The organism is Poseidonocella sp. HB161398 (assembly GCF_005870025.1).
In the GTDB taxonomy this organism is placed as follows: Bacteria; Pseudomonadota; Alphaproteobacteria; order Rhodobacterales; family Rhodobacteraceae; genus Mangrovicoccus.
In genome coordinates, this window is record NZ_VATA01000062.1 from 18,619 (window position 1) to 36,860 (window position 18,242).

Consider the following 18,242-nt stretch of genomic DNA (forward strand, 5'->3'; position numbering starts at 1 on the left):
GGATCAGGCCACCGCCGCCTCGGCCCGCGCCGGAACCGCCAGCCGCGCCATCACCGTGTCGAAGCCCCGGCGCAGCGCATCCGCATCCGCCGCCGTCGCCGCCACGTAGAAATCCGGGCGCAGCAGCACATAGGTCGCGCCAAGTCCGTCGAGCCAGGCCGCATAGGTGCCCTCGGCATCGACCGCGTCGCAAACCATGCCCGGCTGGCCCAGGCAGACCGTCCGGCCTTCGAGCGCGGCGAGCTGCGCCAGCCGCTCCGGCCCCAGCGCTTCGGCCGGATCTGCGCCGAGCCCCAGCACCATCCAGCCTGCGCCCATCGCCTGATCGAAGCGGTCGCGCAGCCCGTTGGCCTCGACCACGCCCTGCACCGACAGCTCGCCCGCATGCGCGGATTCGGAGACCCAGGCCCCCGGGCCGAGTTGGCAGACATCGGTCGGCACCGGCACGTTGCCGCGCGCGGCCAGATCGGCCTTCATCTGCGCATCGCGCTTCGCCGCTTCCTCCGGGTCGGCAATGCAGATGATCTTGCCCAGTTCCTGGCTGAAATCAATGTAGTGCCTGGCGTGCTCCTTGCGCTCGGTGGTGTAGCTGTCCATCACCTCGAGCCCGTACTTGCCCTCGATGATCCCGTTGAGGCGCCAGGCCAGCGCGAAGGCGTCGCGCAGCCCCGCGCACATCCCCTCGCCCGCAAAGGGCGGCATCAGATGGGCGGCGTCGCCCGCGATGGCGCAGCGGCCCTTGTTCCAGTCCTTCGCCCAGCGAGCCTGGAAGCGGTAAACGGCCGAGCGTTCCAGCTTGGAATTCTCCGGGGTGAGGCCCCAGGGCTCAAGAAGGCGCCAGGCAGCGGCGGGGGTCTGCAGCTCGACCGGATCCTCGCCGGGCAGCACCATGTATTCCCAGCGCCGACGCGAGAAGCCCTTGCCTTCCGGTCCCGGCCCGCCCGGAACGATGGTGGTCGGCCGCTTCGGATCGCAGAGCTGCCACTGGGCCGGTTCATGCGGGCGCGAGGCGACGTAATCGAACTTCGGCAGCATGTCGAGGATCAGCCAGTCGAAGAAATAGCCCTTGTCCTCGTTCTCCAGCCCGAGGCTCTCGCGCACGAAGCTGTTGGCGCCGTCCGCACCGATGACGAAGCGCGCGCGGAGCGTCCGAGTGCCGGTCGCCGCCGGGTCCTCCTCGGGGTTGCGGCGCAGGGTAAGCGTGGCCGAAACCGCGTCCTGCTCCAGCCCGCAGGCCTCGCAGCCGCGGATCTGGGTGATGGTCGGGCACTTGTCGGCGATGCCGGTCAGGCGCGTCTCCAGCTCGGGCTGGTTGAACCAGTAGCGCACCCGCCAGCCCGAAGCCGAGGTCGACTGCCAGTCGACGATCTGCAGGTTCTCGCCCTTGGCATCGCGCCAGTAATACAGCTCGTCATGGTAATTGATCGCCGGGTCGTTCTCGCTGTCGATGCCCAGAAGCGCCAGGATGCGCGCAATCTCGTGGTCGAAAGTGACGGCGCGCGGGCGGCCGTAGGCTTCTGTCCAGCGCTCGATCAGCGTGACGCGCTTGCCGCGCTTGCCCAGCATGATCGCCAGGAAGGTGCCCACCGGCCCCGCCCCGACAATGGCCACATCGGTATCGTAAGGCGCCGGACCCAGGCCCGCGCCGCTCGTGCTGACTGTCATGTCGATCACTCCCCTGGACCGTCCCGGCCCCTGTTCTCCTCCCGGCCGAGCCCTTCGTGCAGGCCATGGCTGGTATGCGCTCACCGTAAATCCAAATATGAACGTTCGTCAAGTTTGAGTTTTCGCCATATGTGATCCATGTTCTTAGTTTCGGAAAATTCCCGTAATATGCTGATTTCAAATGATTACCAACTTCTGCGTGGCGAAGCTTCGGCTGATCTGGATCAAGGACGCGCGACTCTCAGGAGCGGAGTTTCAGCGATGAAGAACGCGACTCACCAGAGAACTGTTCGTCATCCTTGAATCCGTTCACTTGCGAATGGCATGTTTCGCCACTAGGGTCGGACCAGCAGGAGAGCCGGACATGACTGTCACCCAACCGGAACCCGAGGGCCGCGTCGCCCGACGCCAGCGCCGCAATCGCGAGGCGCTGATCCGCTCCGCACGGGCAATCATGTCCGAGAAGGGCATCGACGGGGCGACGATGCTGGAGATCGCCGAGCGCGCCGATGTCGGCGCGGGCACGGTCTACAACTACTTCAAGTCGAAGGACGAACTGGCCGTCGCCGTGCTGGAGGAGATGATGTCCTCGCTGTCACTGAGGATCGAGCAGGTGACCGACACGTTCGAGGATCCCGCGCAGGTCTATGCCTTCGGGATCCGCACCGTCCTGGAGACTGCGACGCGGGACATCCGCTGGCGGCAGCTGCTGAACCGTTCGGAGGTGCTGGCCGACGCGATGTACCGCCGGATGGGGCCCTATGCGATCCGCGACTTGAAACAGGCCAGCGCCGCGGGCCGCTTCCAGGCGGAGGATGCGGAGCTGGTCTGGCGGCTCGCCTGCCACGCGATCATCGGCGTCAGCCTGTCGATCACCGCAGGCGAGATCGAGGAGCCCCGGATCACCGACGTGGTGGTCCGGCTCCTGTGCATGACCGGGCTCGACCTCGCAGCGGCGACGGATCTGGCCACGCGCCCCCGCCCCGAGCTTCAGCCCGAAGCAGGCTGAGACTCAGCCGCCGAGCTGCACCAGCGTCGCAGCCGTCCGTTCATTCCCCAGTGCCGCCGTCTGGCGGTAGAGCGCCAGCGCCTTCGCCGGATCGGCAGGTACGCCCTGACCGGCCTTGTAGAGCGACGCCATGCCAGTCACACCGTCCTGGAGACCGGCAACCACAGCTACCGTTTCAAGACCAGTTCCGAGGCATCAAGAACCACGAAGGAGAAATGACGGACATTGACCGCCGCATGAACCGGGCAGCATAGTCTGAAGGCGGTTCAGTTCTCGATGGAAACCCGTGGTCCAGCCCGAGAGGTACACTCCAGCCGCCAAGTGTAGGACAATCGCGTTGCCACAACTGTTGACCGATCAGGACCCGGCGCGGCCGCGGGCGGGCGGGCGCTGTGAAGGATGGCAGGGATCCGCCTCGAGGCGGCGGGCAGTGCGTTCGCTGAACCCTGCGCGGGCAGCGGCTGCAGCGCGACGGCGCTGGACAAGATGGTTGTCGCCCACCGCTCAACACTGGTGAAACGCAGGGCACCAACGAGGGACGCACCTATCCGGTGTGCCTTGAAGTTGGGCGGATCATGCTCGATGGCTCGTTCCTAGCGGCGGGTTGCTGCTTGCCAATTGGCAGATAATCCATTTCAGTTTTCCGAACCTGACACCGCGCCTACTGCCCATTTGGGCTACACGAATTCAGGTCGGAGAGGTGAGCCCCCAGATCAATTGCATGGCAATACCGTCCGCAGCATAGAACCTCGTCGGACGACAAAGCTTCGCCGAGGCTATAAGGTCCCTGCTCAAGTTACTACGCATGAAACCGTTGTCGGTACTCGCCCGGGGTCAGCCCGACAATCCTGCGGAAGACCTTGCGGAAAGCGCCGGGGTCGGAATAGCCGACCTCCCAGGCGACGCGCTCTACCGGGAGGCGGCCGAATTGGAGGAGCTCTTGCGCTTTCGTGATGCGCAGACGCTGGGCATAGTCGGTCGCGGTCATGCCGGTGGCCCGCTGGAAGCGGCGCAGGAAAGTGCGCACCTCCAGTCCGGCCAGATCCGCCAGCACCGCGAGGCGGGCCTCCCTGCCGCTGCCCTCATGCAGGAAATGCTGCGCATTCAGGATGGCGGCGTCGCCGTGGGAGAGCCTGGGAGCGAAGCCGCTGTAGTAGCGCTGCTCGCGTCCTGGAGGATCGATCAGCAGCATCCGCGCAGTCTGCGCCATTACCACCGGACCGAGATATCTTTCGACAAGCCTGAGGCCCAGATCGGTCCAGGCCATGAGCCCGCCTGCCGAGAGGATGTCACCGCCGTCGATCAGGAGCCGGTCGATATCAAGAACGGCATCAGGGAAGCGATCGCAGAAAGCTTCCTCATAGGCCCAGTGCGTCGTGACTGTCCTGCCATCCAGCAGCCCTGACTCGCCCAGAACGAACGCGCCACCGCAGATCGACGCCACCACCGCGCCCTCGGCGTGGCGTGCGCGCAGCCAGCGCGCCAGAGGCGCCGCCGCATCGGGCGCGATTGGCGGTTCCAGGGACGGAGGCAGGATCAGGACGTCGCAGGTCTTTCCGTTACGTGCAGCCTCCTCGGGTACGCCTTCCAGTAGTTGGACGTGGATCTGTGCTCCCTGGTGGTCTGCCTCGGCGGCGACCCGGGCTGCGATCGCGAACAGGTCCTCGAGCCCCATTGCCGCCGACCGCTGCACTCCCGGATACAGGACTATGCCGATGCGAACTTCATCCATTTGACGATATTGCCCCTGATTCTGTCGATTTCGCCAATCGTGCTTTGTATTGCCCCGAGCCAGATTGAAGTCAACGAAACTGGTTCATGAAAGGTTGGAACCATGCCCGCACGTGCTGTCGTTGTCGTCGATCTGCAGAACGAATACTGGCCCGATGGCGGCTTCGCCCTCGAGAACATCGAGGCTGCTGCCGCCAATGCAGCCCGTGTCATCGATCACGCCCGCCAAACCGGCGATCTGGTCGTTCATGTCCGTCATGAAATGCCCGAGGGGGCGCCGGTTTTCGCTCCCGGCAGCAAGGGAGCCGAGATCCATGCGACAGTCGCCCCGGCCAACGATGAGCCGGTCGTGACCAAGCACTTTCCCAATTCCTTCCGCGACACCGGGCTGAAGGAATTGCTGGACGAGGCGGGGATCGCGGAGGTCGTGGTCATCGGCGCCATGAGCCACATGTGCGTGGATGCGACCGTCCGGGCCGCCAATGATTTCGGATACCGCACCGTCACCGTCCACGATGCCTGCGCGACACGCGACCTGGAGTTCGGCGGCATCGCCGCGCCTGCCGCCCATGTCCATGCCGCGATGATGTGGTCCTTCGGCTTTTACTATGGCGAGGTCATCTCGACCGAAGACTTCTTGGCCCGCTGACCGGGAGGAGAGAGAAAGCCATGACGACCCGCAGAAACCTGCTCGCGCTCTCCGGAGCCGCATTCGCGGCAGGACTTGGCACCTATGCTTCCGCACAGAGCCCGGCTACGCCTCCGGCGGGCGCGACGATTACCCAGATCCGCAACGCGACGCTGCGCGTTTCCTATGGCGGCGTGCGCTTCCTGGTCGACCCGATGCTCTCCTCCCGGCAAAGCTGGCCAGGCTTCGCCGGCACCGTCAACAGTGAAGAACGCAACCCTCTCGTTCACCTGCCCCTGCCGATGGCCGACATTCTCGATGTCGACGCCGTGATCGTCACCCATCTGCACGAAGACCACTGGGACGAGACTGCAAGGGAAACCCTGCCGAAATCGCTTCCGGTTTTCACCCAAAACGATGCTGATGCGGAGGTCATCCGCAGCCAGGGCTTTGCCGATGTCCGGGTGCTCTCCGCGACAACCGAGTTCGGCGGCGTCCGCCTCATCAAGACGGGCGGCCGCCACGGCTCCGATGCCGCTTACCAGGCCATCGGCGACATTCTCGGCCAAGTGTGCGGCGTGGTACTTGCCCATCCTGAGGAAAAGACCGTCTACCTTGCGGGCGACACGATCTGGAACGACGACGTGGCCCGGGTCCTGGCAGTGCATCGGCCGGAGGTTGCAATTCTGAACGCCGGGTACGCCATGATCGAGGGGCTCGACAGCGGCATCATCATGGGGACGGCAGATGTCCGGGCCGTCCATCAGGCATCGCCAGACACGCTGCTGATCGCATCGCACATGGAGGCGGTTAATCACTGCGTGCTGACGCGCGCCGAGCTCCGCTCGTTTGCACAAGAACAAGGATTTGCGGACATGCTTCGCACGCCAGGCGACGGCGAGATCGTTCTGATCTGAAGCAACGATCTGGCCGCATCTGCATAGGGTGCGGCCAGTCTTTCGGCTGCCCCCTGCCGCTGATGCGAACGTTGCGCCTTGCGCTGCGCCCGAGAGCTCCAAGACTGGCATGTGTCGATCAACGCCGCGCTTGAGGCGCTGACGCGCGGACTTGCCCTGGAACTGGCCCCTGTACGGGTGAACGCGATCTCGCCTAGGCCTTGCTAGCCGCAATCATTTGCATCCGCCATGTAACGGAAACTTCTCGCCCGATTGGCGGACCACAGCAATTTTAGATCGTGTCCCGTCGCTTGGTGTAGGAGGCCGCGCGCGGAGCCTTCGGCGTAGCGCAGCGCGCGGCCGGGGGTGACGCTGGTGGTCATCGCCATTCTTCGGAAAAGGTTCGGGTTGCGAAGCCTGGAACCGATACGGAGTTGACGAAGACCGACGAGAGAATGGCGCTGCTCGAGCTGATTGAACAGCGCGCCGATGGCGATCTCGTGCGCGAGATGCTGGCCTATGCTGCCGAGCGCATCATGGAGATGGAAGTCGAACTTAGAACGGGCGTGGCGAAGGGAAGCCGCTCGCCGCTGCGCGAGGTCCAGCGCAACGGATACCGGGAAAGGGACTGGGACACCCGGGCCGGGCGGATAGCACTGGAGATCCCGAAGCTCCGGAAGGGCAGCTACCTTCCTAGCTTCCTGTAGCCACGCAGGACCGCCGAGAAGGCTCTGATGGCCGTCATCCAGGAAACCCACGATCAGCTGGAATGGCTGCCCATCATCCCGTGGAATCTGCGGCCACGATCGTCTGGAACGCATACGTTCTGACGCCGACTTGCGCAACAAAGCCTCAGCGCTGTGCGATCTCTGGACGTCCAATGTGCGGGCGTGTTGCCGGATATTTCGGCGGATACGGGCGGACACCTGAACTGCACTTCCCGGTTCCATGAATGGCCGACCGGCAGGATTGACAACTAGCCCCCAGTGCCGGTCGCGTTCCCTGCATATTGAATCTCATATGCCCGGATCAAGTTGCCGAAATGCCGAAATGGAACACTGAAGAACAGGTCGCGGAAAAGCAGTTCGGTTTCTGGAGAGAAGTGGTCTGCGCCGCCTTCGTTTCACTCGATCCGCGCCACGATGGGTCCGGAAAATTCAGCGGAAAGGTCTCGGCCGATCTCGTCGGCAAAGTAAATGTCTGCGAGCAGGTGACTGACAACCATTCGGTCCACCGCACGAAACACGAAATTGCGCAGATGCCGGTGGAATGCTATTTCGTGAACATGCAAGTATCCGGCGATGTCCGGGTCAAGCATTGCGGTCGCGAGGCGCTTGTAAGACCTGGAGAGTTCTACATCGTCGATTCGACCGAGCCGTACTCGCTGGACTATCGCGACACCGCGAGCAAAATCCGGACATTTTCCTTCCGTTTCCCAAAAGAACTGTTGCAGCCAGTCCTGCCAAGATCGCGTGACTTCATCGCTCTTCCCTTCTGCCGCCAGACAGCCGCAGGCGACATAGCTGCGGATTTCCTGATCGGCCTGGCGCGCCGGGCCGAAAACATTCCTCAGGAAACCGCCCCGTCGTTCGAACGCATGGCGACGGACATTGTTGCACTAGCATTTGGCGCAAGAACCGACGCTGGCGAAACAACTGCAGCATCGCGCCGGGAAGGTCTACTGCATTCAATCAACTTGTATATCGAAAGAAATCTCTCGGATCCCGGGCTCGGAGTTGAGAGCGTCTGCGCCCGGTTTCGGATATCCCCACGCTATCTGCACCGCCTCTTTGAGCAGCAAGAACGCAGCTTCGCCCGAGAAATAGCGGCTCGCAGGCTGGCCAGATGCGCAACTGCGCTTTGCACCGATCCAGATGCCCCGGTGTCCCGCATTGCCTATGCCGCCGGGTTCGGGGACCTGTCCGGCTTCAATCGTCATTTCCGGAGGGAATTCGGGCTCTCCCCCCGCGCGTATCGCATGGCGGCGCAAACCGCTCCGCACGGGCGCTCCTGACCATCCTGCGGCAGTTGGCACGAATTGCACAGTTATTCGTCCCCGTGATCCAAGACCGGACACGGGCGAACTTCCACGATGTCTTCACGAAACCAAAACAGAAGACAGGAAGGTTACAATGCCAATCGACTTCCAACTCAGCGAAAACCAACTCGCTCTCCAGGCAGCTGCACGCAGCTTTGCGACCAATGTCATGAAAGACATCCGGCCGCTCGTCAATGCCATCAGCGACCCCGCAGAGCGCTTCCAGGCAACTCGGCCGCACCACAAGGCAGCAGTAGAGGCAGGGCTCGTGAACGGCCTGTTCCCGAAGGAATTTGGTGGCAGCGACGTCTCGACCCTCGATTTCGCGCTGGCTGCAGAGGAATTCTGCACCCAAGATGTCAGCCTTGCGGGAACCCTCCTGGGAACCGGCCTGGGCACCAAGCCGCTGATCTGGTTTGGTACGGAAGAGCAGAAGAAACGGTTCCTGCCCGACTTCATCGAGGACGGCACAAGGCTTGCGGCCCTGGCCTTCACCGACACCGTGGGCGGCGCCAACTTCGATTCCCCGGATCCGTCCTGCGGGGTCCAGACTTTTGCCCGGCTCGAGGGCGACGAGTGGGTCATCAACGGAAAGAAGCACTATACGACGAACGGTTCGGGCTGGGACGGAAAGGGGTGCCACCTGTTCGCCGTCGTCTGCCGCACCGATCCGTCGAAGGGCGCCGGGGACTCGCTCGCAATCATCATGGTGCCGGGTGCGACACCGGGCATCAGCGTGGACGGGATCCTGGAGCCGACCGGACACAAGGCCTCGATCGCGCCGCGCATCCACTTCGACAATGTGCGTGTGCCTGCGTCGAATATCCTCGGCAGGCCGGGCGACGGCGTGGCAATGGTGACGCAGAACTTTGCCTGGACGGCAGCTCTGATCGGCGCGGCCTGCGTCGGCGTCATGCGCTCCGCCTTCGAGATCGCTCGTGACTGGGCGTGCCGGGACACGCGTTCCGGGCCGCACCCGGTCATCGACTACCCAGTCATCGGCTACAAGTTTGCGGACATGAAGATGAAGATAGAGGCCTGCCGCTACATGACCTGGAAGGCGTGCCAGCAATTCGACTTGTCTCGCGGAAAAGAGCAGGAGTTGGCGGTGATGACGAAGGTCTTCACCTCGGAAACCTGCGTCGAAGTTGTCTACGACGCAATGAAGATTGTCGGCGTCGACAGCTACCAGAAATCCCATCCGCTGATGGACTTGATGAACGATGCCCTCTGTTTTCCGCTCTACGATGGTGGCAACATGGGTGCGCGACGTCGCCAGCTGCATGGCATCATCAGAGACCCGAGCTATGATCCGCTCACAGCGCCGTTTGCGCGATATTGAAATTGCACGGCCTTGCCTTGGGGCGAGCCTGTACGAACGGACAAGCTATTTCTGCCAACTTCAGATCGGGGCCGAGCGGCCCCGATCATTGTCATTTTGGGGATGCTCTCGGTTTCTCGCGCCCTTCCATCCGGTACTCGGTCGGGCTCATGCCGTATTTCGCGCGGAAGGACCTGCTGAAATGCGACAGGTCACCGAAACCCCAGCGGAATGCGATTGACCCTATCGTGGCGCTCGTGTCCCGGAGCAAGCTTTCGGCACAAAATTCAAGGCGCCGCTCAAGCAGCGACTTGCCGAAAGTCGTTCCGCTGCCTTCCAGCACCTTGTGCACATATCGCACCGAAATCCGGAAACGCTGCGCCGCCTTGGACGGTGTCAGGTCTGGATCCTGGGCATTGGCCGAAATGTAGTCCAGGATCGATTGCGCCAGGCATTCGCGCAGGTCTCCTTCGGAACCGGCCACGTCACCGCTGGGCGAGGCTAGCGCGAGGCCAACCAGATTTACGATCTGGTTCGAAAGCGCGATATCGGCTGAAGACAGGTCCTCCGCCAACGTCGCAATGGAACACAGAAATGACACAGCAACAGAATTGAGCGGAGATTCCGACCCGTAGCGGATTGCCATCCTCTGCTCTGCGCCACCGAGGACAGTTCCCAGGAGAGCTCCCGGGATGCGGAACGAGTGCTGTTCCCAATCGTCGCTGCAATAGTCCACCAGGTAGGGCTCAGTGGAATCCACAAGAGAGAAATCTCCGGGCTGCAGCAGCGCGTCCCGCCCGAACTGCACCATCCGGCTCTGCCCTCGAAGCTGCAGATTCAGGAAGTAGACTGCATCGCAATCTTTCCGGATCTCGTGACGGCGCCGATAGATCTTCTGTCGGCCCGATGCGATCGTGGTGACGTTGAGCTCACTGAGCGGCGCCGATCGCACCATTCCCCGAAAGCCGTCGCTCTGCTCGCTGATCGGCTGCAGCGAAGTATAGTTCTGGCAGAGCACTTCGCGCCAGTAGGGGAAGCGGTCTTTCTGCGGAAGACGGTCTGCGTTCCAGCTGGGCATGGATCTCTCGTCGGCTGCATTCGGCGCCGAAGATATGATCCGCATCCCCGGCGCGTGAAGTGCAGCCGTCCCGCGTCGTCCTGCCAGCCTTCCGACCGGTCACATGCTGACCGATCCCGCGGCGTTTCGCACACGAAATTGGCGCATTCGGTTTCCGACGCAATCGGTCAGGAGCCGGCAGCTGCCTCCGGCGCGGCTGAAGGTCTCAGGGAAGCCCCGGCTGAGCGCAGCAATGGCAGTGCACTCTCGGACAAGTAAGTGTTCCCTCTGGTCCAAGACTGGCCGCCAGGGGCCGCGCTAGCCTGCATGGGACAGAAACGAACCAGCAGGATGACAGGAAACGCCAATGCGCGATCGCATGATCTTCAACTGTTTCACGATGAATGTGCCTTCCCATATCTATCACGGGACCTGGCGCCACCCCGAGAACCAGCTCGCGGATTTCAACAGCTTCGAGACCTGGTCCGGCTTGGCGCGCAAGCTCGAGGAAGGCAAGTTCGACGCGATGTTTTTTGCCGACATCCTGGGCATCGATCCGGCCTATGACGGCAAGTGGGACGCCTATTTCGAGCAGGGCCTGCACATGCCCTGCAACGACACGTTCACGCTCTGCACCGCTCTGGCTGCCGTCACGCGGAACCTGGGCTTCGTCTTCACCAGTTCGATCCTCTCCGAGCACCCCTTCTCCTTCGCCAAAAAGGTCTCGACGCTCGACCATATCAGCGGCGGCCGCATCGGCTGGAATATCGTCACCAGCGTCACCGAAAACGCGGCCCGCAACTTCGGACATGAGTCGATTGTCCCCCATGACCAGCGCTACGACTGGGCGGACGAGTACATGGAAGTCCTCTACAAGCTCTGGGAAGGGTCCTGGGAAGACGATGCGCTTCTTGCAGACCGCAAGAGCGGCATCTACAGCGATCACACCAAGGTTCACCGCATCAACCATGCCGGAAGCCGCTACAGGGTCCAGGGCCCGCATCTGGTCAGCCCCAGCCCGCAGCGCACGCCGATGCTCTACCAGGCCGGGGCCTCGCCCCGCGGCAGCCGCTTTGCCGCCCAGCATGCCGAGGGGACATTCGTCCTCTATCCGAATGTCGGCGGCGCCCGCATCGGGATCGACAAAACCAGGGAGATCGCCCGGCAGAACGGCCGCGACCCGGATGACCTGAAATTCATCCAGGGCCTGTCCTTCGTGGTTGGCAGCACGATGGAAGAAGCTCAGCGGAAGGCCGCGGAGATCGATGAATGGGTCAGCTACGAAGGCCTGGCGGCGCATGTCAGCCGCGACATGGGCGTCGACCTCTCGCATCTGGACCCTGACCAGCCGGTGGATGAATCCGGACTCGACGGCCTGCAGGGCTATGCCCGCATGATCGAGATCGGAAAGCAAAGCGGCGAGAAGGCGACGGTGAAGGAAGTGGCAAACGCCCTGTCCTACAATTGCCGCATCGTCGGCACGCCGGAAAGCATCGCCGACGAGCTGGAGCTGTGGCAGGATGCCGGGGTCAGCGGCGTGAACATGATATGCCAGCTTCACCCCGCGACCTATGTCGACTTCATCGACCATGTGACACCCGTCCTGCAGGAACGCGGCCTCGCTCAGCGCGACTATGCCGAGGGGCCGTTGCGCCGGAAGCTGTTCGGCAAGTCCGCCCGCCTGCCCGCAACGCACCGGGGCGCAGCCTTCCGGAACCTGGCGGCGGTTGCGCAGACAGCGGCGGAGTGATCCCGCCTGCGGCACCGGTCCCACGGTGCCGCCTTTCCTACCCCACACCGGACCATTCCCCCATGACAATCGTGAACTCGTCCAGACCGGATCACCGGCAATCCTTTCGCGACGCGATGGCCCGGACAGCCGCCGCGGTAAAGATCGTGACGACCGACGGACCCGCAGGCCGCGCCGGGATGACCGTGACAGCCGCATGCTCCGTCAGCGAGAACCCGCCCCGGCTCCTCGTCTGCGTGAACACCTCCGCCTCTTCCCATCCGGCAATCACAGGCAACCAGCGTCTGGCGCTCAATGTGCTCGCCCAGGCGCATTCCGGCGCTGCCCGCGCATTCGGAGGGAAGATAGCCCAGGAGAACCGCTTCGACAGTCCGGACTGGCAACCGGATTCCAGGGGCCAGCCGGTCCTCGCGGGAGCCTGTGCCACCTTTTCCTGCGCGATCGCCGACAGCTTCCCGGCTGGCACGCACACCATCTTTCTCTGCGATGTGCTCGAGGCTTGCGCGAACGACGCTGTCCTGCCGCTGATCTATCTCGACCGCACCCTGGTGCCTGTCCCAAACCCGGAAACATGAGGTTTGCAAATGTCCGACCGTAACTCCCCCAGAATTGGCTTCATCAAGGCGTCCTGGCACGCCGATATCGTCGATCAGGCCCTGACCGGGTTCTCCCGCGCCATGCCCGGAGCCGCCATCCGGGTGTTCACGGTCCCTGGTGCCTTCGAGCTGCCCCTGGCTGCTCGCCGGATGGCCCGGACGGGCAGGTACGATGCCATCGTCTGCGCGGCCTTCGTCGTCAACGGCGGCATCTATCACAACGAATTTGTCTCTCAGGCCGTCGTCAGCGGGCTGATGCAGGTCGGACTGGAAACCGATGTCCCAGTCCTCACCGTTTCCCTGACGCCGCACAATTTCCAGGAAGCCGAACCCATGACGCGCTTCTTCCTGGACCATTTCCTGATCAAGGGAGAGGAGGCGGCCGCTGCCGTAGCGGGCATCCTGCAAGCGCATGACGAGATTGGCGCGTCCGGCGGCCAGTTGGATGCTGGCCAGGCGAAGCTCGCTTCCTGATCTGGCCACCCTGCCGGACAAATGCACCCTCCGGCAGGCCGCACGATCGGCAGGCCAATTGACCGAAAGACGCAGAAGGACATCATGACCGGGAAACTTGTCGTCATCGGAGCCGGCATGGCCTCAGGCCGCGCCTTGGAACACATCCTGGAAACTCGGCCCGGGGACTGGGAGATCACGCTCTTCAACGCCGAGCCGCGCGGAAACTACAACCGCCTCATGCTGTCGCCCGTGCTCTCGGGGGAAAGAACCTACGAGGAAATCGTCACGCACGATGAAACGTGGTACCGCCGCCATGGCATCAAGTGCCGGTTCGGAGAGCGGGTGACTGCCATCGACCGCGAACGGCGTGTCGTTGTCGGAGAGAAGGGCGAAGTGCCCTACGACAAGCTCATCCTCGGCACGGGCTCGGACCCGTTCATTCTTCCGCTGCCCGGAAAGGATCTGGACGGCGTCATTGCCTACCGGGACCTGGAAGATACAAATCGCATGATCCGCGAGGCGGCACAGGCGGAGGCAAGGGCGGTGGTGATCGGCGGCGGCCTCCTCGGACTCGAGGCCGCCGCGGGAATGCGGATGCGGGGCATGGATGTCACGGTCGTGCACATCATGAACCATCTGATGGAGCGCCAGCTGGACGAAAGCGCTGCCTACCTCCTTCAGAAGGCGCTGACCGCGCGTGGCATCCGGATCCTCTGCGGCGCCCGATCCGAGGAGATCCTGGGCTGCGACGGCCGCGTCCGGGCCCTGCGGCTGGACGACGGCACGGAGCTCTCCTGCGATCTTCTGGTAATGGCCACGGGCATCCGGCCAAACACATCCCTTGGGACCGCAGCGGGACTGGAGGTCAACCGCGGCGTCGTAGTCGATGACCGCATGGTCACCTCCGATCCCGACATCCTCGCGCTCGGCGAATGCGTCGAGCATGACGGTGCGGTCTTCGGTCTCGTCGCGCCGCTCTATGACCAGGCGCAGGTCGCCGCGGCGACGCTGGCGGGTCAGAGCCAGCGTTTCGCTCCGAAGGACGTCGCGGCCAAGCTCAAGGTGACAGGCTGCGACCTTTACTCGGCCGGCGACTTCGACGCCGGAGAGGGGCGCGAAGAAATCGTCTTCCGCGATCCCGGCCGGGGCGTGTACAAGCGCCTCGTCCTCAGGGATGACCGCATCATCGGCATCGTCCTGTATGGCGACACCGCGGACGGCCCCTGGTTCCACGGGCTCATGAAGGATCGAGCCGACATTTCCGGAATGCGCGAGACGGTGATTTTCGGTCCTGCGCACCAGGCAGGGATGGTCGGCGACCCTTTGGCTGCAGTTGCCGCCCTGCCCCCCGAAGCCGAAATCTGCGGCTGCAACGGTGTGTGCAAGGGCGATATCGTCTCGGCCATCAGGGCAGGTGCAGGGACCATCCCTCGCATCCAGGCTGCCACCAAGGCCTCGGCCTCCTGCGGCAGCTGCACCGGACTTGTGGAGAAGCTCCTGAAATCGACGCTCGGAGACGTCTACGCCGCCGAGAAGGAGACCATGTGCCCCTGCACGCCGCTGACACACGAGGATGTGCGCCGGCTGATCGTCAGCCGCAGCCTCAAATCGATGCCTGCAGTAATGCAGGAATGCGGCTGGAATACGTCATGCGGCTGTTCTGCCTGCCGTCCGGCCCTGAACTTCTACCTGCTGGCGGCCTGGCCGCTGGAGTACCGCGACGATCCCCAGTCCCGTTTCGTCAACGAGCGGAACCACGCCAACATCCAGAAAGACGGCACCTATTCGGTTGTGCCACGGATGTGGGGCGGGATCACGACTCCCGCAGAGCTCCGCGCCATCGCCGATGCTGCCGAGACTTACGGCGTGTCGATGGTCAAGGTCACCGGCGGGCAGCGCATCGACCTTCTGGGGGTGGAGAAAGCCGACCTGCCCCGGATCTGGGCGGATCTGAACGCGGCGGGACTCGTGTCGGGCCACGCGTATTCCAAGGGGCTGCGCACGGTGAAGACCTGTGTCGGGTCCGAGTTCTGCCGTTTCGGCACGCAGGATTCCACCGGGCTCGGCATAAAGCTCGAAAAGCTGCTCTGGGGATCCTGGACGCCTCACAAGGTCAAGCTGGCAGTGTCCGGCTGCCCCAGGAACTGCGCCGAGGCCACGTGCAAGGATATCGGCATCATCTGCGTCGACAGCGGCTACGAGATCGGCGTCGCCGGGGCGGCGGGCATGGAAGTGAAGGAAACAGAGCCGCTGGCAAAGGTGGCGACCGAAGCGGAGGCCCTGGAGATCGCTGCCGCCTTCGTGCAGCTCTACCGGGAGAATGCCCGATACCTTCACCGGCCATACAAATGGGCGGGACAAGTTGGACTTGACTGGATCCGGGCCAGGGTGGTCGAGGACCTCGCCAGCAGGAAAGCTCTGGCGGAACGGTTCGAAATCTCCCAGTCGGTCTATCGGAAGGATCCATGGGCAGAGCACACGACAGCGGAGGCACGGGAAAAATGGGACGTCATGAGCGAATTGAAGCAGGAAACGGGAACATGAGTGCGTGGACGGAAGTCGGCAAGCTAGGCGACATCCCCGTTCGCGGCGCCCGCATCGTGCGCACCGCGCAGGGCTGCATCGCGGTGTTCCGCACTCTTGACGACCAGGTCTTCGCTCTCGACAACCGTTGCCCGCACAAGGGCGGACCGTTATCTGAGGGCATCGTGCATGGCCACTCAGTGAGCTGCCCACTTCACAACCTCGCCGTGGACCTCACCAGCGGCGCCACGGCTGACGGAACAGTTCCGACCTATCCGGCCAGGATTGACGACGGTCGTGTCTTCCTGGACGTTGGCCGATCTGTTGCTCCCGTTGCAAAATGAGCCAGCCTGCTTGTCGCTATGCAGACGCCCTCCCCCAACTAGACCTCATGATCGCGGGGTGAGCCGACTGGGCCGGCGGCCTCTCCCGCGGCATTCTGCATGCGAGGGTTGCCCCGGATGACCCGGCGCCGAGCCTCAGGAATTCCAGCGCAAGTGGCGCATCAAGACCCAGAACGTGCTGCCTTGCGCGGAGACCGTGCCGATGCTGCTCTGGGCGCTGCTGGCCTCCGGGCAGATCCAGATGCGCAAGGTAGACGGCTGGGAAACCCTCTCCCAGCCCCTCGAACCCATGGCTCTTGACCTCGCCGCCTGAACGGAGCCAATTTTACATGCCCGGAGCACGCCGCTCGGCATTTCTACCACATTCGCGACACGACCTCTACGGGCTTGACGACGGCTTAGCGATTAGACAACCAAGCATAGCCAAAACCCAGAGGATGAGCGGCGCGGTACTCCTCCCAGAGCAGGGCCCGCGCCACGCCGGGACGGCGCAGCTCCCTGTCGACAAGGGCCCAGTCCGGCACTGGCCGTTGGGGGTCCGGCACCGAGGGCGCTGCCGGAAACAGGAGGAGCTCGAGGTCGTCGTCGGACAGCGCCTCCGGCAGCGGCCAGCCCAGCCCGGCCTTCCGGGCCCGCCCGAGATAGGCCCCGACAGTTCCCTTTCCCAGCCCGAGCGACGTGGCGATCGCCCGTTCGCTCAGCCCCTGGGCATGCTTCAGTCGCAGTACATCCCATATCCGGCGCATCGACAGTCGTTCCGTTGGCATTTGGCTCCCTCGCTCAAGATGAGGCGCACCGTAGCTTCAGACTGTCGGCCTGGCCTGCCCACGATCAGCTGGAATGGCTGCCCATCATCCAGTGGAATCTGCGCCCACGATCATCTGGAACACGCAATCATGAGAGCAGGGTGCTGAAATAGTCGGTCTCGACGCCGGTTGCGGCGCGACATTGCAGGTGACTACTCAGCGACATCGAAGATGACGATTTGGGGGAAGCGGAAGGCGGGCGGAGCCCGGCCGTAGCTTCCCCCAAATCGTGCGCGGATTTTACTCCGTGCAGCTGGCGGTGACGGTGGTCAAGTTGTCCGATCTTCAACGACCAAGAAGAGGACCGGATGCCTGTCGGAGCGGCCCTGGCCGCTGTGCCCATCCAGACCAGACCCAGATTCCGGCAGATCCCATTTCCGGACGGGACCGATTGAGAGCTAGCGCCGCAGGTCTGCGCTCGAGAAGAAGCGAAGGAGGGGAAGGCCCGCTGCCTACGCGACAATCACCAACAGCCCCCTGATTGTCGCGCACCTCGATCCAGATTGACGCGCTATAGATCGGCGAGAGCGCGGATATTCAACGGGCCGTTCCTTTGGTGAGGTCGAGTCCGTCAGGAGACTCCCTTTCGCCGATCGCCGCCACCCCAAATCAAGCTGTGTCGTGTAGTCTGCATCAGCCGACAAGAACCTGCGCTTCGGCAGCAGGAATCAAGTTGTCGACCAGATAGCAGGCGAGGCGCAAGTCGTCTGAACGCTTGCGTGCGGATTCCGGAGCATCCGGTCGCTCGTTCCAGCGACATCCGGTCAGCGGTTCCGACACATCCGGTCACCCCGGAAGACAGCCGCTGAGCTCTTCTTCTTGATGTCGCCTAGAGCGGAACCGGTCAAGCGTTTCAGCTCCAGCGAAACGGCAGCCGCGCGCGTCGCCGTGCGCGCCCCATGACGCTGGCGCGGCGTCGCGCGTGGCGGCGGGCTGGGCGCCGGTCACGATGTTTCCCCTTCCGCGCCCGCGCCGCGGGTCTTGCGCAGCGACGGGCCGTCTAGCGCCAGGCGGTGGGCATTGTGAACGAGCCGGTCGAGGATGGCGTCGGCGAAGGTGGGCTCGTCGACGACGTCGTGCCAGGCCTCGACCGGCAGCTGGCTGGTGATGACAGTGGAGCCGGTGCCGTATCGGTCCTCGACGATTTCCATGAGGTCCCGCCGCTGCCCGGCCGTCAGGCGGTCGGGGCCCCAGTCGTCGAGGATCAGCACGTCGGTGCGGACGAGCTGGCGGAACAGCCGGGGAAAGCGGCCGTCGCCATGGGCCAGCTCGAGCTCGGCGAAAAGGCGCGGCAGCCGGTGGTAGAGAACGCTCTTCCCGTCACGGCATGCCCCCTGGCCGAGCGCGCAGGCAAGCCAGGTCTTGCCGACGCCGCACAAGCCAACGACAGACTGCCCGCTTTCCGGGATCTGAGGTTCGGAT

15 protein-coding genes and 3 pseudogenes are annotated in these 18,242 nt (G+C 63.6%); 12 read left to right on the forward strand and 6 right to left on the reverse strand.

Annotated elements, in window-relative coordinates:
- Nucleotides 1-3 precede the first annotated feature (3 nt).
- Nucleotides 4-1,665 carry a bifunctional 3-(3-hydroxy-phenyl)propionate/3-hydroxycinnamic acid hydroxylase gene (locus tag FGX59_RS29570; RefSeq protein ID WP_138471152.1) on the reverse strand — a complete coding sequence of 554 codons (1,662 nt, stop codon included), beginning with the start codon at nt 1,663-1,665 and terminating at the stop codon, nt 4-6.
- Nucleotides 1,666-2,029: 364 nt separating this feature from the next.
- Here FGX59_RS29570 and FGX59_RS29575 point away from each other — a divergent pair, with 364 nt between their 5' ends.
- Nucleotides 2,030-2,674 (forward strand): TetR/AcrR family transcriptional regulator, encoded by a 645-nt coding sequence (locus FGX59_RS29575; RefSeq protein ID WP_138471155.1) that lies wholly within the window; start codon nt 2,030-2,032, stop codon nt 2,672-2,674.
- A 3-nt stretch (nt 2,675-2,677) separates the two neighbouring features.
- Here the strand turns inward: FGX59_RS29575 and FGX59_RS29580 are convergent, their stop codons facing one another.
- Nucleotides 2,678-2,806, reverse strand: a complete 129-nt coding sequence (locus tag FGX59_RS29580; protein ID WP_138471157.1) for an SEL1-like repeat protein — start codon at nt 2,804-2,806, stop codon at nt 2,678-2,680.
- A 667-nt stretch (nt 2,807-3,473) separates the two neighbouring features.
- Nucleotides 3,474-4,406, reverse strand: coding sequence for a GlxA family transcriptional regulator (locus FGX59_RS29585; protein WP_138471159.1), 933 nt, complete (start codon nt 4,404-4,406; stop codon nt 3,474-3,476).
- Between the two features lie 102 nt (nt 4,407-4,508).
- Here FGX59_RS29585 and FGX59_RS29590 point away from each other — a divergent pair, with 102 nt between their 5' ends.
- From FGX59_RS29590 to FGX59_RS29615, 5 genes and pseudogenes are all read left to right on the forward strand, one after another.
- Nucleotides 4,509-5,054, forward strand: a complete 546-nt coding sequence (locus tag FGX59_RS29590) for a cysteine hydrolase family protein (protein WP_138471161.1) — start codon at nt 4,509-4,511, stop codon at nt 5,052-5,054.
- A 20-nt stretch (nt 5,055-5,074) separates the two neighbouring features.
- A complete protein-coding gene (locus tag FGX59_RS29595; protein ID WP_138471163.1) occupies nt 5,075-5,950 on the forward strand; it encodes an MBL fold metallo-hydrolase in 876 nt (291 codons plus the stop codon).
- Nucleotides 5,951-6,384: 434 nt separating this feature from the next.
- Nucleotides 6,385-6,633: pseudogene (locus FGX59_RS29605) on the forward strand (transposase); the annotation flags it as partial.
- Between the two features lie 338 nt (nt 6,634-6,971).
- Entirely contained in the window at nt 6,972-7,943 is a 972-nt protein-coding gene (locus FGX59_RS29610) for a helix-turn-helix domain-containing protein (protein ID WP_138471165.1), read from the forward strand.
- Between the two features lie 118 nt (nt 7,944-8,061).
- Nucleotides 8,062-9,309: an acyl-CoA dehydrogenase family protein gene (locus tag FGX59_RS29615; RefSeq protein WP_138471167.1), complete on the forward strand. Its 1,248-nt coding sequence runs from the start codon at nt 8,062-8,064 to the stop codon at nt 9,307-9,309.
- Nucleotides 9,310-9,400: 91 nt separating this feature from the next.
- Here FGX59_RS29615 and FGX59_RS29620 read toward each other — a convergent pair whose 3' ends face one another.
- Nucleotides 9,401-10,366, reverse strand: coding sequence for a helix-turn-helix domain-containing protein (locus FGX59_RS29620; RefSeq protein WP_138471169.1), 966 nt, complete (start codon nt 10,364-10,366; stop codon nt 9,401-9,403).
- A 358-nt stretch (nt 10,367-10,724) separates the two neighbouring features.
- On the opposite strand from FGX59_RS29620, the gene FGX59_RS29625 reads away from it, so the two are divergent.
- The 6 genes and pseudogenes from FGX59_RS29625 to FGX59_RS29650 form a co-directional block, all read left to right on the forward strand.
- Nucleotides 10,725-12,095 carry an LLM class flavin-dependent oxidoreductase gene (locus tag FGX59_RS29625; protein ID WP_370296383.1) on the forward strand — a complete coding sequence of 457 codons (1,371 nt, stop codon included), beginning with the start codon at nt 10,725-10,727 and terminating at the stop codon, nt 12,093-12,095.
- A gap of 62 nt (nt 12,096-12,157) precedes the next feature.
- On the forward strand, nt 12,158-12,670 hold the full coding sequence (locus tag FGX59_RS29630; protein WP_206078470.1) for a flavin reductase: 513 nt from the start codon (nt 12,158-12,160) through the stop codon (nt 12,668-12,670).
- A 9-nt stretch (nt 12,671-12,679) separates the two neighbouring features.
- Nucleotides 12,680-13,165 (forward strand): 6,7-dimethyl-8-ribityllumazine synthase, encoded by a 486-nt coding sequence (locus FGX59_RS29635; protein WP_138471173.1) that lies wholly within the window; start codon nt 12,680-12,682, stop codon nt 13,163-13,165.
- An 84-nt stretch (nt 13,166-13,249) separates the two neighbouring features.
- The gene (nirB, locus tag FGX59_RS29640; protein ID WP_138471175.1) at nt 13,250-15,691 is read left to right on the forward strand and encodes a nitrite reductase large subunit NirB; all 2,442 of its coding nucleotides are present in this window, start codon (nt 13,250-13,252) and stop codon (nt 15,689-15,691) included.
- Nucleotides 15,688-16,014, forward strand: coding sequence for a nitrite reductase small subunit NirD (gene nirD / locus FGX59_RS29645; RefSeq protein WP_138471177.1), 327 nt, complete (start codon nt 15,688-15,690; stop codon nt 16,012-16,014). Before nirB ends, nirD begins: the two co-directional genes overlap by 4 nt.
- A gap of 139 nt (nt 16,015-16,153) precedes the next feature.
- Nucleotides 16,154-16,327, forward strand: a pseudogene (locus tag FGX59_RS29650) (IS256 family transposase); the annotation flags it as partial.
- Between the two features lie 100 nt (nt 16,328-16,427).
- Here FGX59_RS29650 and FGX59_RS29655 read toward each other — a convergent pair.
- A pseudogene (locus tag FGX59_RS29655) lies at nt 16,428-16,781 on the reverse strand (sigma factor-like helix-turn-helix DNA-binding protein); the annotation flags it as partial.
- 983 nt (nt 16,782-17,764) lie between these two features.
- A partial coding sequence (locus FGX59_RS29660; protein ID WP_171060885.1) for an ATP-binding protein occupies nt 17,765-18,242 on the reverse strand: 478 nt, incomplete at its 5' end.

Coding starts and splice junctions, on each gene's coding strand:
- nirB (WP_138471175.1), top strand. CDS start 13,250: ATGACCGGGAAACTTGTCGTCATCGGAGCCGGCATGGCCTCAGGCCGC.
- nirD (WP_138471177.1), top strand. CDS start 15,688: ATGAGTGCGTGGACGGAAGTCGGCAAGCTAGGCGACATCCCCGTTCGC.
- FGX59_RS29630 (WP_206078470.1), top strand. CDS start 12,158: ATGACAATCGTGAACTCGTCCAGACCGGATCACCGGCAATCCTTTCGC.
- FGX59_RS29620 (WP_138471169.1), bottom strand. CDS start 10,366: ATGCCCAGCTGGAACGCAGACCGTCTTCCGCAGAAAGACCGCTTCCCC.
- FGX59_RS29570 (WP_138471152.1), bottom strand. CDS start 1,665: ATGACAGTCAGCACGAGCGGCGCGGGCCTGGGTCCGGCGCCTTACGAT.
- FGX59_RS29580 (WP_138471157.1), bottom strand. CDS start 2,806: ATGGCGTCGCTCTACAAGGCCGGTCAGGGCGTACCTGCCGATCCGGCG.
- FGX59_RS29610 (WP_138471165.1), top strand. CDS start 6,972: ATGCCGAAATGGAACACTGAAGAACAGGTCGCGGAAAAGCAGTTCGGT.
- FGX59_RS29595 (WP_138471163.1), top strand. CDS start 5,075: ATGACGACCCGCAGAAACCTGCTCGCGCTCTCCGGAGCCGCATTCGCG.
- FGX59_RS29585 (WP_138471159.1), bottom strand. CDS start 4,406: ATGGATGAAGTTCGCATCGGCATAGTCCTGTATCCGGGAGTGCAGCGG.
- FGX59_RS29615 (WP_138471167.1), top strand. CDS start 8,062: ATGCCAATCGACTTCCAACTCAGCGAAAACCAACTCGCTCTCCAGGCA.
- FGX59_RS29575 (WP_138471155.1), top strand. CDS start 2,030: ATGACTGTCACCCAACCGGAACCCGAGGGCCGCGTCGCCCGACGCCAG.
- FGX59_RS29625 (WP_370296383.1), top strand. CDS start 10,725: ATGATCTTCAACTGTTTCACGATGAATGTGCCTTCCCATATCTATCAC.
- FGX59_RS29635 (WP_138471173.1), top strand. CDS start 12,680: ATGTCCGACCGTAACTCCCCCAGAATTGGCTTCATCAAGGCGTCCTGG.
- FGX59_RS29590 (WP_138471161.1), top strand. CDS start 4,509: ATGCCCGCACGTGCTGTCGTTGTCGTCGATCTGCAGAACGAATACTGG.